The 14,944-nt window shown below is 38.5% G+C and carries 12 protein-coding genes; 2 read left to right on the plus strand and 10 right to left on the minus strand.

Annotated elements, in window-relative coordinates; all coding sequences use genetic code 11:
* Positions 1–47: 47 nt before the first annotated feature.
* On the plus strand, positions 48–1,328 hold the full coding sequence (locus Rain11_RS03155) for a metallophosphoesterase (RefSeq protein WP_101357878.1): 1,281 nt from the start codon (positions 48–50) through the stop codon (positions 1,326–1,328).
* Here the strand turns inward: Rain11_RS03155 and Rain11_RS03160 are convergent.
* The 10 genes from Rain11_RS03160 to bshC form a co-directional block, all read right to left on the minus strand.
* A complete protein-coding gene (locus Rain11_RS03160; protein ID WP_101357879.1) occupies positions 1,325–2,725 on the minus strand; it encodes an anthranilate synthase component I family protein in 1,401 nt (466 codons plus the stop codon). The genes Rain11_RS03155 and Rain11_RS03160 overlap by 4 nt on opposite strands.
* Before the next feature lie 50 nt (positions 2,726–2,775).
* Positions 2,776–3,663 (minus strand): cyanophycinase, encoded by an 888-nt coding sequence (locus tag Rain11_RS03165; RefSeq protein ID WP_101357880.1) that lies wholly within the window; start codon positions 3,661–3,663, stop codon positions 2,776–2,778.
* Positions 3,664–3,744: 81 nt separating this feature from the next.
* The gene (gene mnmG, locus Rain11_RS03170) at positions 3,745–5,607 is read right to left on the minus strand and encodes a tRNA uridine-5-carboxymethylaminomethyl(34) synthesis enzyme MnmG (protein ID WP_101357881.1); all 1,863 of its coding nucleotides are present in this window, start codon (positions 5,605–5,607) and stop codon (positions 3,745–3,747) included.
* A gap of 133 nt (positions 5,608–5,740) precedes the next feature.
* Positions 5,741–6,388, minus strand: a complete 648-nt coding sequence (locus Rain11_RS03175) for an RNA polymerase sigma factor (RefSeq protein WP_101357882.1) — start codon at positions 6,386–6,388, stop codon at positions 5,741–5,743.
* Complete coding sequence (locus tag Rain11_RS03180) at positions 6,379–7,518, minus strand: glycosyltransferase (protein WP_101357883.1); 1,140 nt, start codon at positions 7,516–7,518, stop codon at positions 6,379–6,381. The genes Rain11_RS03175 and Rain11_RS03180 overlap by 10 nt, the downstream gene beginning before the upstream one ends.
* Positions 7,519–7,560: 42 nt before the next feature.
* On the minus strand, positions 7,561–7,935 hold the full coding sequence (locus Rain11_RS03185) for a DUF4286 family protein (RefSeq protein WP_243390537.1): 375 nt from the start codon (positions 7,933–7,935) through the stop codon (positions 7,561–7,563).
* Entirely contained in the window at positions 7,928–9,055 is a 1,128-nt protein-coding gene (recA, locus tag Rain11_RS03190) for a recombinase RecA (RefSeq protein WP_101357884.1), read from the minus strand. The genes Rain11_RS03185 and recA overlap by 8 nt, the downstream gene beginning before the upstream one ends.
* A 130-nt stretch (positions 9,056–9,185) precedes the next feature.
* A complete protein-coding gene (dacB, locus tag Rain11_RS03195; protein WP_101357885.1) occupies positions 9,186–10,607 on the minus strand; it encodes a D-alanyl-D-alanine carboxypeptidase/D-alanyl-D-alanine endopeptidase in 1,422 nt (473 codons plus the stop codon).
* 6 nt (positions 10,608–10,613) lie between these two features.
* Positions 10,614–12,227 (minus strand): apolipoprotein N-acyltransferase, encoded by a 1,614-nt coding sequence (lnt, locus tag Rain11_RS03200; protein WP_133121482.1) that lies wholly within the window; start codon positions 12,225–12,227, stop codon positions 10,614–10,616.
* On the minus strand, positions 12,184–13,782 hold the full coding sequence (bshC, locus tag Rain11_RS03205; RefSeq protein WP_165778063.1) for a bacillithiol biosynthesis cysteine-adding enzyme BshC: 1,599 nt from the start codon (positions 13,780–13,782) through the stop codon (positions 12,184–12,186). The genes lnt and bshC overlap by 44 nt, the downstream gene beginning before the upstream one ends.
* Positions 13,783–14,163: 381 nt before the next feature.
* On the opposite strand from bshC, the gene Rain11_RS03210 reads away from it, so the two are divergent.
* Positions 14,164–14,844, plus strand: coding sequence for a hypothetical protein (locus Rain11_RS03210; protein WP_101357888.1), 681 nt, complete (start codon positions 14,164–14,166; stop codon positions 14,842–14,844).
* Positions 14,845–14,944: the final 100 nt, after the last annotated feature.

The raw sequence follows: 14,944 nt of genomic DNA on the forward strand, positions 1-14,944 counted from the left end.
AAACTATTCTTGTTTGTTTTGCGTTTATTTTTTGAATTTTTGAAACTATGACCTACCTCATTCCTCGCTTTCTGACTATTTTGTTTTCTTTACTTTTAATAGACTACATTACTTTTCGGGCTTTGAAAGTAGCTTTACGCGATGCCACTACTTTCAAGCGAAAATTGTGGTTTCGTACGTATTGGATTATCAGTGCTTTTTGCCTTGTAAGTATTGCTTTGTACTTTTTTGGGATATTCAAGGATATGTCGCCTTTGCGTGTGTGGGTGCAGGGTTTTGTTTCGGTGGCGTATATTTCTAAAATTTTTGTGGTGTTTTTTGTGCTTTTTGAGGACATTATTTTTTACACAAGAAAACTTTTTGCCTTTTTCAGAAAAAAAGTTCAGCCTATTGAGCAGGAAACAGGCTTTCAGGGTAAAAAAATTAGCCGAGCCAAGTTTATACATCAGGCAGGTTTGATAGCAGGGGCAATTCCTATGGCTACGCTTAGTTGGGGAATTATTTCAGGGGCTCACGATTACCAAGTACGCAGACGAAAAATTTATTTACCTCATTTGCCCAAAAGTTTTGAAGGCTTTACGATTGCTCAAATTTCAGATATTCATTCGGGGAGTTTTTACAACAAAACTGCCGTAAAAGGCGGTGTAGAAATGCTTTTAGCCGAAAAACCTAATCTCATACTCTTTACAGGCGATTTGGTGAATAATCACCCTGACGAAATGAAAGAGTATGTCAGTGTTTTTGATAAACTGAAAGCAGATTTTGGAGTATTTTCTGTAATGGGCAACCACGACTATGGCGATTATATCTTTGGGATTACAGCAGGGGAGAGAGCCAAACTGCGAAAAAAATTGCACGAAGTTCATAAGGCAATGAATTGGCGTTTGCTTTTAGATGAAAATGCTTTCATTGAAGAAAATCGCGAAAAAATAGCTATCATTGGCGTTCAGAATTGGGGAACAGGAAATTTTCCCAAATACGGCAATCTTACCAAAGCCTATCAAGGAACTGATGAGGCTTCAGTAAAAATTCTGCTTTCTCACGACCCAAGCCATTGGGACGCTCAAATTCGCCCCGAATTTTCAGATATTGACCTTACGCTTTCGGGGCATACACACGGAATGCAATTAGGCATTGAATATGGGGATTTTCGTTGGAGTCCTGTGCAATATCGTTACAAGCAATGGGCTGACCTCTACCAAGAAAAAAACCGACAAGGCAAAACACAATATTTATACGTAAATCGTGGTTTTGGCTACATTGGTTATTTGGGCAGAGTTGGCATTTTACCTGAAATAACTATCCTTACGCTCACAGCCCAAGCCTAAACTTTTTGGGCATCTTGCAAGGATTTTCGTAAGGCACTCACTTTGTTATTGACTTCTTGAAGTTCGCTTTGCGTATCAGATTTAGCTACTACCCCTGCACCTGCCTGAAAGTACAAAACATTGTTTTTGCTCAAAAAAGAGCGTATCATAATGGCTTGGTTAAATTCGCCATTGAAGCCTAAAAAGCCGATACAACCTCCATAGTAACCTCTGTTGCCTTTTTCGTACAAATTGATGAGTTCCATAGCTTTGTGCTTGGGAGCTCCTGAAAGCGTGCCTGCGGGGAAAGTATCTGCTACCAGTTGTAGCGTAGGAGTGTGCTTGGGAATATCAGCTGTTACTTTGGAAACCAAATGTATCACGTGAGAGTAATACTGAATTTCTTTGAAGGTTTCTACGCTTACATTAAAGCCGTTTCGGCTCAAATCGTTGCGAGCTAAATCTACAAGCATTACGTGTTCAGAATTTTCTTTGGGGTCGTTGAGTAGTTCTTGGGCTAATGCAAAATCTGCTTCATCGTTGCCTGTGCGTTTGAAAGTGCCTGCAATAGGAAAAATACTCGCTTTGCCATTTTTCACCACAATTTGAGCTTCAGGCGAGGAGCCAAAAATTTTATAGCTTCCGTAATCAAAATAAAACAAATAGGGCGAAGGATTGATAGAACGCAAAGCTCTATACACATTGAACTCATCACCTTGAAATTTTTGCTCAAAACGCCTTGAAACTACCATCTGAAAAACATCACCCAATTGGCAGTGATTTTTGGCTTTTTCAATCACAGCCAAAAACTCTTCATCTGAAAAATTTGATTGCTCTTTGTCAAGTATTTGGAAATGATATTGTGGAATATTTCTGTTGAAAATCAGATTTTCTATTTCTGCAAGATGACTTTTTTCGCCTTCTAAAAGATGTTCAAACAAATATAGCTCATTTTTGAAATGGTTGATAGCAATAATGTACTGATACACCTGATACACAATGGTAGGAATAGCACGACTATCGTTTTCAAAATCCTTGATAGCAATATCTTCAAAATATTTTACGGCATCGTAAGCCATATAGCCAAAAAGCCCATTATTGATGAAACTAAAATCATTTTTTTCCACTTCAAAAGATTGAATAAACTGCTCCAAAGCAGTTATAACTTCTTTTCCTGAACTGATTTTCCGACTTTGGGCTTTGGTTTTAGGAAATTGCGTAAGAATAGTGCCATTTTTTACTTCAAAACGGGCAATAGGGTGAAAGCAAATATATGAAAAACTATTTTCATTGCCGTGATAGTCAGAGCTTTCCAAGAGAATTGAGTTGGCAAATTTATCGCGAAGTTTCAGATAAATGCTAACAGGAGTAACCGTATCGGCAAGTAATTGTTTGTAATGTGTGTATAATTTGAGCATAGCTTGGCTTTTGAGAAAAAACTCAAAAAATGGGTTTTTATTGTATCTGATTAGTATTCATCATCTACACTCACGTGTTCGTGCATAATGATAGTGTGTGTATCCAGATGATAAACATCGTGAATGCTTAATACGTGAACAACCAAATTTTCAATAGAAATAGGACTTCCGAGAGGCACTTGGGTGATGTTGGTGTGCTTGATAAACCTTCCATCTACTAAAATAACTAAACCTGAACCTACCACTTCCATAGACTTGTTTTCCTTGATAACAAGCCCCGTATCTTCACCCAAACCTATTCCCAACACTTTCGGATTGCTTACAACCGCCTGAAACAAACGTCCTATTCTGCCTCTTTGTACAAAATGAGTATCAATGATTACATCTTGAATAAGCCCCAAACCACTTGTAATTTTTACTTCACCTTTCAGCAAAGCCTCACTGCTACTGCCCTGATAAATCATACTATCCGAAGCGGCGGCGGCACCCGCTGATGTTCCCGCAATCACAAAATTTTCGTGGTAATACTTTTGTAGCAGAAGGTCGTGAAATTTAGTTCCCCCAAGAAAAGTAGTTAGGCGGAGTTGATCGCCCCCCGTGAACATTACGGTATCGGCATTTGCGAGGCGTTCTAAATACTCATCATCATTCGCTTGCTCTCGCTTATCAATATTGAGCATATCCACATTTTTTGCCCCTAAGTAGTTGAATGCTCTGACATATTCCGAGCCTACTTTTTTGGGAATTTTAGAGGCGGTGGTAATTACTTCAATCCGTGAATCTTGTTTTTTACAAGACTCGCGAATAATACGATTCAAAATGCCTTTTTCAAAGAAGTTGAGATTTTTTTCTACATCGGGGTCAAAATTTTGTTCCGTAAAACTGCCTTTATCTACTGCACCACCTATAATAATCAGCGTTCCTTTGGGTATGTTCATTGTTAAAATAAATTTATGTTAAGAAAATGATGAGCAAAATATCAAAAAAATACTACTTGTTAAAAATTTTAAGAAAAATTTTCATTTTCCCATATACACCATCAGGATTGAAATATCGGCAGGAGAAACCCCGCTAATGCGTGAGGCTTGTCCGAGTGTTTCGGGACGTATTTTTTTGAGCTTTTCTCTGCCTTCGGCGGAAAGAGCTTTTACCAAGTCGTAATTGAAATCTTCACGAATTCTGTAATTTTCTAATTCTTTCATTTTTTGGGCTGTTTCTTGTTCTTTTATCAAATAATCTTCGTACTTGATTTGAATCTCGGCTTGTTCTAATTCTTTTTCGTCGTATTTGCTCAAATATTTTCCTAAGTCTTTGTAAAGTTTGCCAAGTTGCTCCAATGAAACTTGCGGTCTTTTGAGCAATGTATAAAACGAGGTTTTTTCACGAATAGGTGAAGTGCCTATGGTTTCTAAAACTCCGTTGATGTCTTCGGGTTGTACTTTTTTCTGTTTGAGGTCGTTGAGCAAATGAGCTACCGCCTCTTCTTTCTTTTTCAATCTTTGCAGACGCTCCTCAGAGGCAAGACCAATTTTGTACCCCAATTTAGTAAGTCGGCTATCGGCATTATCCTGACGCAAGAGCAGACGATATTCGGCACGAGAAGTAAACATTCGGTAGGGTTCTTCAGTGCCTTTGTTGATAAGGTCATCTATCAGCACGCCAATATAAGCCTCGTGGCGTTGTAGAACGAAAGGTTCTTGTTCATTGATTTTCAAATGAGCATTGATGCCTGCCATTAGTCCTTGGCAGGCGGCTTCCTCGTAACCTGTTGTGCCATTGATTTGTCCTGCAAAATATAAATTTTCAATCAGTTTAGTTTCAAGGGTGAGTTTGAGTTGAGTAGGAGGAAAGTAGTCGTACTCTATGGCATAGCCCGGACGAAACATTTTTACATTTTCCAATCCGGGTATTTTGCGAATGGCTTTATACTGCACATCTTCGGGCAGAGAAGTAGAAAAGCCATTGACATAAACTTCAATGGTTTTCCAACCTTCGGGTTCAATAAAGATTTGGTGGCGTTCTTTATCTGCAAAGCGATTGATTTTATCTTCTACCGAAGGGCAATAGCGAGGACCTATGCCTTGTATTCTGCCCGTAAACATTGGTGATTTATCAAAACCTGTTCGCAAAATATCGTGAACTTCTTGGTTGGTGTAAGTTATCCAACAACTCAATTGCTTTTCAAGCAAAGGGGTATCCAGAAAAGAAAAACGTTCAGGTTTTTCGTCCCCAGGTTGCTCTTCCATTGCTTGGTAATTGATAGTCCTGCCGTCAAGGCGTGGGGGGGTGCCTGTTTTCATTCTGCCTGCTTCAAAACCCAGTTCTACAAGTTGTTCGGTGATGCCTGTGGCGGCTTTTTCGCCTGTTCTACCACCCCCAAAGCGTTTTTCGCCGATATGTATGACACCATTCAGGAACGTTCCACTGGTTAGGATAACGGCTTTGCTTCGGATTTCCAGCCCCATACTTGTTTTTACGCCTACCGCTCTTTTATCTTTCACCAAGATGCCTGTAACCATATCTTGCCAAAAATCCAAATTCGGAATGGCTTCCAAAGCCAAACGCCATTCTTCGGCAAAACGCATTCTATCGTTTTGGCTACGTGGGCTCCACATCGCAGGACCTTTGGAGCGGTTGAGCATACGAAACTGAATGGCAGTTTTATCGGTAATAATTCCTGAAAGTCCTCCAAGAGCATCTATTTCTCTGATGATTTGCCCTTTGGCAACGCCTCCCATAGCAGGATTGCAAGACATCTGCCCAATCACCTGCATATTCATTGTTATCAGAAGCACTTTTGAACCCATCGTAGCGGCGGAGGCGGCGGCTTCGTTGCCTGCGTGTCCTGCTCCTACCACAATCACATCATATTCAGGAAACATAGTTGTAAAATCTTTGAGAATAAAAAAGTTTCACGTGAAACAATATGCAAAATTACAAATTTTTTGCCATTACTTTTGCTTTACTGAATTCATTTTCAAAAAAGAAAAGGTTTTATTGAGGCAGGTTGCTGAATTACTTCAAATTTTCGTGTTTTCGGATAAGCTCGTTGAGTAGTTCTTTGGCTCGGAAGAGTTGGGCTTTTACGGTGCCCATCGGAATATCCAGTTCTTCGGCAATTTGCTGATAATCCATATCCTCAAAGTAGCGTAAAGTAAGCACTTTACGATAGTTGGTGGGTAGTTTGCTGATAAGCAAACGCAAAACCTCTATCTGTTGGCTTCTGATAGAGTTTTGTTCAATATTTTGAGCTTCATCAATGAAATCGTTGCTTTCTTCCTTGTCTGGCTTTTTTTCATCGGTTTTTTTCATAAATTGGTCAATGCTAATGATTTCAACACGCTTTTTTTTGCGTATAAAATCTATGCAGTGGTTAGTGCCTATTCTGAAAAGCCAAGAGCTAAAAGGGTGTTCAAAGCGAAATTTGTCTAAATTCTGAAAAGCCTTTACGAAAGTTTCCACGGTAATATCCTCGGCATCATCAACATTCCGAACAATTTTGAGAACCACATAGTACAATGCCTTATTGTAACGCTTCATAAGCGTTGTCATTGCATTGTGGTCGCCTTGTTGAGCTTTCCTGATGAGTTCAAATTCTTTCTGAACTCGCGGGTTTTCAAACTCAAAATTTTCAGTAGGTTCTTTGTTTTCGTCTAAATCCATTGTTCGGGTTTACTGAAATACGATTTTATGCCTACAAATATGATAAAAAATACATACAAAAAATCATATAACCACCAAGAAAAATAAGCAGAAGCAAAATACAATTTTTTTGCGTTCAAGTATTGTACCAAACTCCAAAAAATAAGGCGAAAGCCGCATATCCCCAACAGGGCAATTTCTTGCCACTGCCAAATTTCTTTTTGAAAAGGATATGCACAAAGCAATAACGTCAAAGCCAACCAAAATAGTACGTGAGAGCCGTTTTGCAAGGCTAAAAAAAACTGATGTTTCTTTTGGTAATACTTTCCAACGCTCAAATGTCTTTTTTTTTGCCGAAACCAAGCTCTCCAAGTAGTTTTGGGAATAGAAATGACCTGTGCTTGCGAGTGGGTGCATACGGCAACATTGTTTCTATTAGCATTGGCATTGACGAATAAGTCGTCATCTCCTCCAACAATTTTCAGGTGATTATGAAATCCTTTACTTGCAAGAAATAAACTTTTAGTGTAAGCAAGATTTCTTCCTACGCCCATATAAGGCAACTTTGCCAAAGCGTAGCTAATATACTGAATAGCTGTAAAAAATGTTTCATAACGTATGAGCCAATTTAGAAAGCCTTTTTCTTTTTGGTAGGGCGAAGTACCTAAAACGATTTGTTTTTCTTTTGTAAATTCTTGTGCCGTAAGAGCAATCCAATTTTCGGAATTGGGTAGGCAGTCGGCATCTGTAAAAAGGAGATGTTCGTATTTAGCGGCACGAATAGCCAGCGTAAGAGCGTATTTTTTGTGGCTAATGTGTTCGGGGGTGTGGTCTATATGCAGAACCCGCAAACGAGGCTCTTTTCGTTGCTCATCTCGTAAGAAAAGCTCTGTTTCGTCAGAGGAGCGGTCGTTTGCGACAATAATTTCAAATTCAGGGTAGTTTTGTCTGTATAAAATGGGCAAAAGTTTTTTCAGATTTTCCAGTTCGTTGTGTGCCGCTACAATAACCGATACAGGTTTCTGGAAATCAAAATCAATTTCTTTTTTGGCTTTATGAAATAGAATACGTAAGAAAACAAATAATAGGTATAAAATTTGAACCAACGCAAACGAAGCCGTTGCGTACAAAAGAATTTCCGAAAACAACATAGCGTAGAGGTGTTTTTAAGTTAGAAATGTTGCAAATCTAATTTATTGCACTATTTCCAAAATGCTTCTGAAAGCCACAAACTTATCTTTATAGCGTTCGGAGTGTTCGGCTTGGAGTTTGGGGGCAAACTCTCGCTGATAGCGTTCTAAATCTTGCATTGAGGCACAAATATACTGAAAGGCATACGTAAAGCCATCGTTTTCGGTTTCTGTAAGCAAACGCATAATTTTGTTTTCCAAAAAACAACCTGTACGCATTACGTCAGGAATGTGTTTGGAGAGCATCCAGTTGAGCCACTCTTCGTGAATATTTTTTTCAATATTTACGGTTACATTATAGACAATCATAGCTTTGAAGTGAGTTTTTTCGGGGGCTTCGCCTTCGGCGAAGCCCCCGAACCATTTATTATTATTCATTTTCTAACTCTTTTACTTCGGTCTCGGCTTCTTGCTCTTCTTGTTTTACTTTAGCTTTCTCTTCGCTTGTAATTTCACCGATTTTAGCTCCTGCGGCAACTTTCTCCTTGATTTTTTGCTTCAATTCTTCTACCAAATCGGGGTTTTCTTCAAGCATTATTTGGAGTTTCTCCTTCCCCAAAGCGATTTTGGTTCCGTTGTAATAATAATTTGCTCCTGATTTTTTCAGAACCCCTAATTCGGTTGCCAATTCTGCAACTTCCCCCACTTTGTTGATGCCTTTACCAAAAAGAATCTCAAATTCTACTTGCTTGAAAGGAGGTGCCACTTTGTTTTTTACAATTCTTACACGTGTTTTGCTACCAATGGGGTTTTCATCAGCGTCCTTGATTTGCCCAATTTTGCGAATATCTATCCTTACAGAAGCATAATATTTGAGGGCATTTCCGCCTGTGGTAGTTTCAGGACTACCAAACATTACGCCGATTTTTTCACGAAGTTGGTTGATAAAAATGCAACAACAATTGGTTTTGGAAATGAGGCTAGTGAGCTTTCGCATAGCTTGCGACATTAGGCGAGCTTGTAAGCCCATTTTGCTATCACCCATTTCGCCGTCTATTTCGGCTTTGGGAACAAGGGCGGCAACCGAATCTATTACCACAATATCAATAGCCCCTGAGCGTATGAGTTGCTCGGCGATTTCAAGAGCCTGTTCGCCACTATCGGGTTGCGAGATAATGACTTTTTCAGGGTCCATACCCAATTTTTCGGCATAAAATCTATCAAAGGCGTGTTCGGCATCAATAAAAGCCGCAATGCCTCCTGCTTTTTGTGCCTCAATGATGGTATAAATGGCTAATGTGGTTTTTCCCGAAGCCTCGGGACCAAATATTTCTATAATTCTCCCTTTGGGAAGACCACCTACACCCAAAGCTAAATCTACGCTCAGCGAACCCGTAGGAATAACCTCCACATCTACCACTTTTTCATCGCTAAGTTTCATCACTGCCCCTTTGCCGTATGCTTTTTCAATGTTTTCCATTGTAGTTTTGAGTGCCTCCAATTTACTTTTTTCGTCAGCTGGCACTACAATCGCTTTGCTTTTTTCTTTTTTTGCCATAAATACAAATATTTTGCTTCAAAAATACAAATTACTGATTTTTTTCAAAGGTTTTCACAAAATAAAAAATCTTATCCGTAAATTTTTTGAGGAGTAAGTTAAAATTTTTGGAAAAATACTTTTTAGCTCGTTACTCGGCGGCTTTGAGTAATATTTTTTCAAACTTACTTCGCATAGTGGCATATTTGCCTTCATACTGATTGGCAATTATCGCAAAGCAACGCTTTTCACCTTTGGAATTTGTAAAATATCCCGCAAAAGCAATTACGCCCCGCATACTGCCTGTTTTGGCTTGTAAATTGCCCTGCAAAATGGTATTTTTGCCAAATCCTGTAAGTGTCCCTGAAATACCTGCTACGGGCAAACTTTTTACAAAAGTTTCATTTTGAGCCATTTTTACGAGCATCTGACAAATAGCAAAAGCCGTAGAAGTATTAAGCCGTGATAGTCCGCTACCATCGTTGAAGTTCAAACCTTTGCTTTCAATGCCTTTTTTTAGCCAAAACTCCAATATTTTTGCTCCTGCTTCACTTTCTTTGCCCCAATATTTACCTAACTGCCTAAAAAGTCCTTCGGCATAGAGATTTACGCTGTATAGATTGATTTCTCTGATTATTTCGGCAAGCGTAGGTGAACTTATGCTGTCTAAAATGATGAGTTTTTCATTGATAGCTTCAAAGCTGAAAGAGGCTTCTTGGCTAACTGAAAGCCCCCTTTTTTGCAAATAGTCTTTCAGCAAAAAAGCAGTTACATACGGCGGATTAGGCATTGCCCCCTTGATAAAAAAACTACTTTCTTGTGGCACTGTGCCACGAACAAAATTTTCATAATGAAAGGGATAACCATCAATGTAAGCATTATCGCCTGTGCCTTTAGGGGCAGTGAGAATTTCCCCCTTGAACTTCAAAAAGGGTAGAGTAGGGTCAGTGCCGAGAATTTGAGCCTTTTCACCAACTTTGGAAGCAGGTTTTAAGAGCAATTTATACTCGTTATCGCTGATGTTCAAACCATAGGCGGCAGAGCCATAATAGTTGCCCAAATCTTCTTTTATCCAACCTTCGGGAATAGCGTTTTGCTCAAAATAAGCCCCTACGCCCACAACTTGCCCCTCAATTTTCTGAACTTTTAGGTTTTGTAAAATCTTATACCAACGCTCCCAAATTTGCTCTCTGGAAAGAACTCCCTTAAAATCTGTACTGCCTAACGTTATATCACCTCCGCCGATAATGTATAAATTGCCCTTGAGTGTGCCGTTTTCAATTTTGCCGCTGTGTGCCAGCTGTGTTTGAAAGCGAAAATCTTTGCCTAAAACCTCTAATGCCGTAGCGGTTGTCCATAGTTTATGACAAGAAGCCACATTCATTTTTTTGTGCATATTTTTTTCGGCAAGCACTTTGCCTGTTTGTGCGTCCATTAGGCAAAATGCCAAAAAGCCTTGCTTCAGCAGACTATCGTTTTCTAATGAATTTAGTGCCTCTGAAAGATTTTGAGCTTGCAAACTTTGTAAGTACAATACCCCCAAGCAAAGTTTTACTAAAATTTTAGCTTTCATAATTGCCTATTTTAGTTTTTTTTGAAAAAATCTAACTAATGAGGCAAGAAAAATCACTCCTACAAAGCTCAAAGCAATTTTCGGTAAAAAATCGCCGTAATGCGTGTAAAAAGTTTTTTCCTGATAGGTAAAAGCAATTGCTTTCATTGAAGTTCGCTGATTGTAAGGAATTTCGCTCCTTACCTTGCCCCATACATCAATTACCGCCGAAGCCCCCATATTAGAGCAATGAAGCATCTCTCGGCGGGTTTCTATGCAACGCAAAGCACCCAAATACAAATGATGTTTTTGCCATTCAGTATCACCGAGCCAACCATCGTTGGTAATGGTACAAAGCAAATCTGCTCCTTTTTGCACAAATTTACTCAAAAATTCGCCATACATTGATTCGTAGCAAATAATCGGGGCAATTTGAGCTTTGGAAGTCGGAAAAGTAGAGATTTCCTTTCCCACGCCCAACAAAAAAAACGAAGCCCCAATATCACTGATAAAATCTTTCAGAAAAATAGTGTATTCAGGAAAAGGTATGGTTTCTACCCCTGGCACCAGTATCATTTTTTTGTACCAAAACATCGTATCTTTCTGCAAAAGTAGTGCTGTATTGAAATCCTCGTAATAAGCATTTGATAGCGGTGCATACTGACTTGTAGGACTGCTTTTTTCTTTGGTGAAAATCCTCGTAGAAACGCCCAAAAGTACTGGCACGTTTAATTTTTGTTGCAAGCTATCAATTTTCTGAAAAGTAGGATATTTCCTGACCCAACGTTCATCAAAATTTTCATCAAGGGCGGTTTCAGGAAAAACTACTAAATCGGCGTTTTTATCAAATTTTTGCAAAGTCAAATCCACTAATATTTGGGCTTGCTTGGCAAAAGGAATAAAACGAGGGCAATCGTTAAATTTTTCCGTAAAAGGGTCAATATTGGGTTGAACTAAAACTACATTCAATTTTTGGGTAGGTAAAAGTTTTTGCTCTCGCAAAATCCAAGAAAAAGTAATCGGAAAAGCCAAAAGAGCCACCAAAAACGCTATTTTTTTTATAGAAAAAGCCTCTTTAATTTCCCAAAAAACTACATTTACAAGCAGAATCCAAAGCGAGCCGCCCCATACGCCTGTGTATTCGTACCATTGCACCCACTCGTTCTGATACAAAAAAGTATTGCCTAAAGTCAGCCATACCCAAGTCAGTTGCCAGTGATGATGAGCAAATTCAAAACTTATCCATATCGGAATAAAAAGCCATTTTTCGTACTTTTCGGCAAAAAATTTTCGTACCCACCACCAAAAAACCAAAGGTACAAGCATTACAAGGCTGTTGGCAACGCTTATCACCCACAAAGCCCCCGTAATGCGTACCCACCAAGTTGCTACTACGTTCCAAACAAACAAAAACAAAAAGGCTACAAGCAACCGTCGCAGAAAATTTCTTTTTAGGAAGGTTTCTTTCAAGATTTTTTCAGCTTGCCACAGGCATACCCAACCCATAAAACCCAACATCACCCAACCCTTGCCCCAAAAACCTGCTTGCAAACAAATCCCCCCAAAAACCGCCAATAGCAAGAGGATTGGAATGTTCTTATTGTATCTGAATGATGTAAAATTCATTGCTGAATGGCTCAAAAATTTGGTGCAAATCCTCTAAAAATGTAGCATAATTTAGGTAAAAATTCAAAAAATTATCTTTTCGCTCTTGCAAAGCTCCATCGGGAAATAACTTTTCTTTGAGCGAAAGCACTTGTTGCAATTCATTTTCGTGCTTTTTTTCCTCTGCTTTTTGAATACGTTTTTCTAAATGTTCAAGGCTTTTGAGGTTTTTTTGCTCTTCGGCTTCAACAGCAGAAAGCAAAGTTTTATCAATTTTTGCTGTTTTTTGTTTGATGCTCTCAAAAGCCTGCAAAATAGTTTCTTTCTCCTGCGGTAGCGAAAATTCTTGTAAAGCGAGCTTTGATAAAAATAATTTTTTAAGCGTATGGCTTTCTTGGAAAAAATCTTGCACAGAAAGTTGCAATTTATTGATTTTTTCGCTTTGGTTTTGCGTAAGCACTAATGCAAAATTGCGGGGCAAAAGCATTGGCATTGTGAGATGTGGTGCAAGATGACGAAAATGCTCAAATGTGCTTTTGAGTTGCAACCAGTAGGCTATTTCGCCCGGTCCGCCGATGTAGGCAAGATTGGGCAACACAAGTTCCTGATAAATAGGACGCAACAAAGCATTGGGACTAAACTTTTCAGGATTTTTTTCAGTAAGTTGTAAAATTTCCGTTTCAGAAAAACGCAAAGGCGTATGCAAAACCTCATAGAAATCTCCTTTTCGCTCAATTCTTTCCCGCAGACCTTCATCAAGATAAAAAAAGTTGATAGGACGAGCCTGTGCCTGTGCGTGATAGCCCAAGCGTGTGAGTTGCAAAGAAGTATCCTTCACGAAAAACTCTGTTTTCTGCTCTTGCAACTCATTTTGTATCACAGGGATAAGGGCTTTCTTGAGCTTTGCATCATCACCATCAAGTACAAGCAAACCTTTCTTTCCGAAAAATTCGTGCAAAGCATAGCGAGTAGCTTGGGCAAGCGTAGGGTATTGCGTGTAGGCGGTTTCAAAAACAGGGATTTTTTCAGGTAAAACCGAAAGAATTTCGGCAATTTCAGCGGTTTTCATTCTGCCAACGGCTCCTTTCTGTTCGGTGTGCCATTGGTAGGTTTTACCAAAAAGCCTGAAATGCGAAATTTCTGCAAAATCGTGGTCTTCAGAGCCAAGCCAAAAAATAGGTACAAAATGATATGCAGGCATCAAAGCTCGCAAAAACTCCGCCAAGCGAAGCGTAGTAAGGGCTTTATACACAAAATACAACTCTCCGAAAAAAATAGAAGGCTGATGAGCAGTAGTAACGGTGAAGGTTTTCTCGGAAAGCAGTGCCTCAATGTTTTCTTTTTCTGTTTTATAGAGAGAAATACGCTCGTACTGCTCCTGAAAGATTTGGTACAAAAGATTTCGCTTTTCTTGTGGAAATTGTTTTTGAGCAATGATTTTGCCAAAAGTTTCTTTGCGAGGTACGAACTGAAAAAAAGGTTCTAAAACAGCATTTTGAGCTATATAATCTTGAAAAATTTTAGAGAAAAATGGGATTTGATTGAGGGGTGTTTTCTGAAAAATTGGCATATAGACAGGATTTTCGGGCAAAGATAAGTTTTCTTTTTGAAAATTTTGGCATTTGCTAGCAAACCTAAATTCTTGAAGTCTTGCTATTAAATTGTTTAGGATTAAAAAAGATTTCCGAACACTTTTGAATTGCATTTGATAAACCACCCCTTAATCCCCTCCTTGGAAAGGAGGGGAGTTGGGATATTGCTAAAATTTTGGTTTTTTAGACGATAAAACTCCCCTCCTCATTGAGGAGGGGTTGGGGGTGGTGTTTTTTATCCAATATGTATAATTCGCGTTTTTTTAGTCATTTTATCCGAAGAATAAATAAAAACCACAATCCTGAAACTTCTATGCAAATAATTTACATTTACAAGAATTTTTCATTTATTTAGGTTTGAAATTAAACCTTTTAAGTATATGAAAAATGCAGTTTTCTTTTTTGCTCTTTTGTGGGTTTTGATTGCCGAAGCCCAAGCCCAGCAAGCCCGCCGTAGGCTATCGTATAGCCAGCTTTTTGAGGAAATCCAAAAGCACCCTGATACTGTCTATCGCCTTGAAAATGCTGAAATTTATTATAACCACGAAACCGACCATACAAGGTTTGGCTACGTAACTCTATCTAAACAGAAAGCGACTTCTCTTGGATTTAATATAGATCGTTATCCTTCTCCTGTTTCTCCTTCTTTAATAAAGGAATTTATTCAAATTAAAACACATGATTATTATGCCTATCATGAAATTGATCCTTTCAAAGATGTAGTAGCAATACCATTTGGTTATACAATTGTACTTCCAAAGTATAAGCAATATTTGGATAGTTTATTACCTGTAATAACCATAGATAAAAAAATTGAATTCAAAAATGTTTATTGGGATAATTACTTTCCTGTTAGTATCAGAAGATTTCACTTTAAGAAACCTATCGAGTTTCTATTCAATAATGATTATTTACCCAACACAGAGGATAAATTCAGAAAGATACCTAATTTTGAAAAGTGCGAGATTAACAAAATTGAAGCAAATGATTGGTCTAATATAAAAACACGGGAACAAAATACAGAGAAAAAGAATCAATATGACCGCCAAGTTATGAATTAGTGGATATTGACGGCGTTTAATTTAACAAAATTAAGAAAGATTTCATCATTAAGAAAATCCTTATTGTTTTTTTGTGAGGTATAAAAAAAATACTTATAGC

It is taken from the genome of Raineya orbicola, from assembly GCF_002843425.1.
Classification (GTDB): Bacteria; Bacteroidota; Bacteroidia; order Cytophagales; family Thermonemataceae; genus Raineya; species Raineya orbicola.

Excerpts from the sequence above, each read along its gene's own strand:
- Rain11_RS03155 (WP_101357878.1), top strand. The coding sequence starts at position 48 with ATGACCTACCTCATTCCTCGCTTTCTGACTATTTTGTTTTCTTTACTT.
- Rain11_RS03160 (WP_101357879.1), bottom strand. The coding sequence starts at position 2,725 with ATGCTCAAATTATACACACATTACAAACAATTACTTGCCGATACGGTT.
- Rain11_RS03175 (WP_101357882.1), bottom strand. The coding sequence starts at position 6,388 with ATGGATTTAGACGAAAACAAAGAACCTACTGAAAATTTTGAGTTTGAA.
- mnmG (WP_101357881.1), bottom strand. The coding sequence starts at position 5,607 with ATGTTTCCTGAATATGATGTGATTGTGGTAGGAGCAGGACACGCAGGC.
- Rain11_RS03185 (WP_243390537.1), bottom strand. The coding sequence starts at position 7,935 with ATGAATAATAATAAATGGTTCGGGGGCTTCGCCGAAGGCGAAGCCCCC.
- Rain11_RS03180 (WP_101357883.1), bottom strand. The coding sequence starts at position 7,518 with ATGTTGTTTTCGGAAATTCTTTTGTACGCAACGGCTTCGTTTGCGTTG.
- dacB (WP_101357885.1), bottom strand. The coding sequence starts at position 10,607 with ATGAAAGCTAAAATTTTAGTAAAACTTTGCTTGGGGGTATTGTACTTA.
- Rain11_RS03210 (WP_101357888.1), top strand. The coding sequence starts at position 14,164 with ATGAAAAATGCAGTTTTCTTTTTTGCTCTTTTGTGGGTTTTGATTGCC.
- Rain11_RS03165 (WP_101357880.1), bottom strand. The coding sequence starts at position 3,663 with ATGAACATACCCAAAGGAACGCTGATTATTATAGGTGGTGCAGTAGAT.
- recA (WP_101357884.1), bottom strand. The coding sequence starts at position 9,055 with ATGGCAAAAAAAGAAAAAAGCAAAGCGATTGTAGTGCCAGCTGACGAA.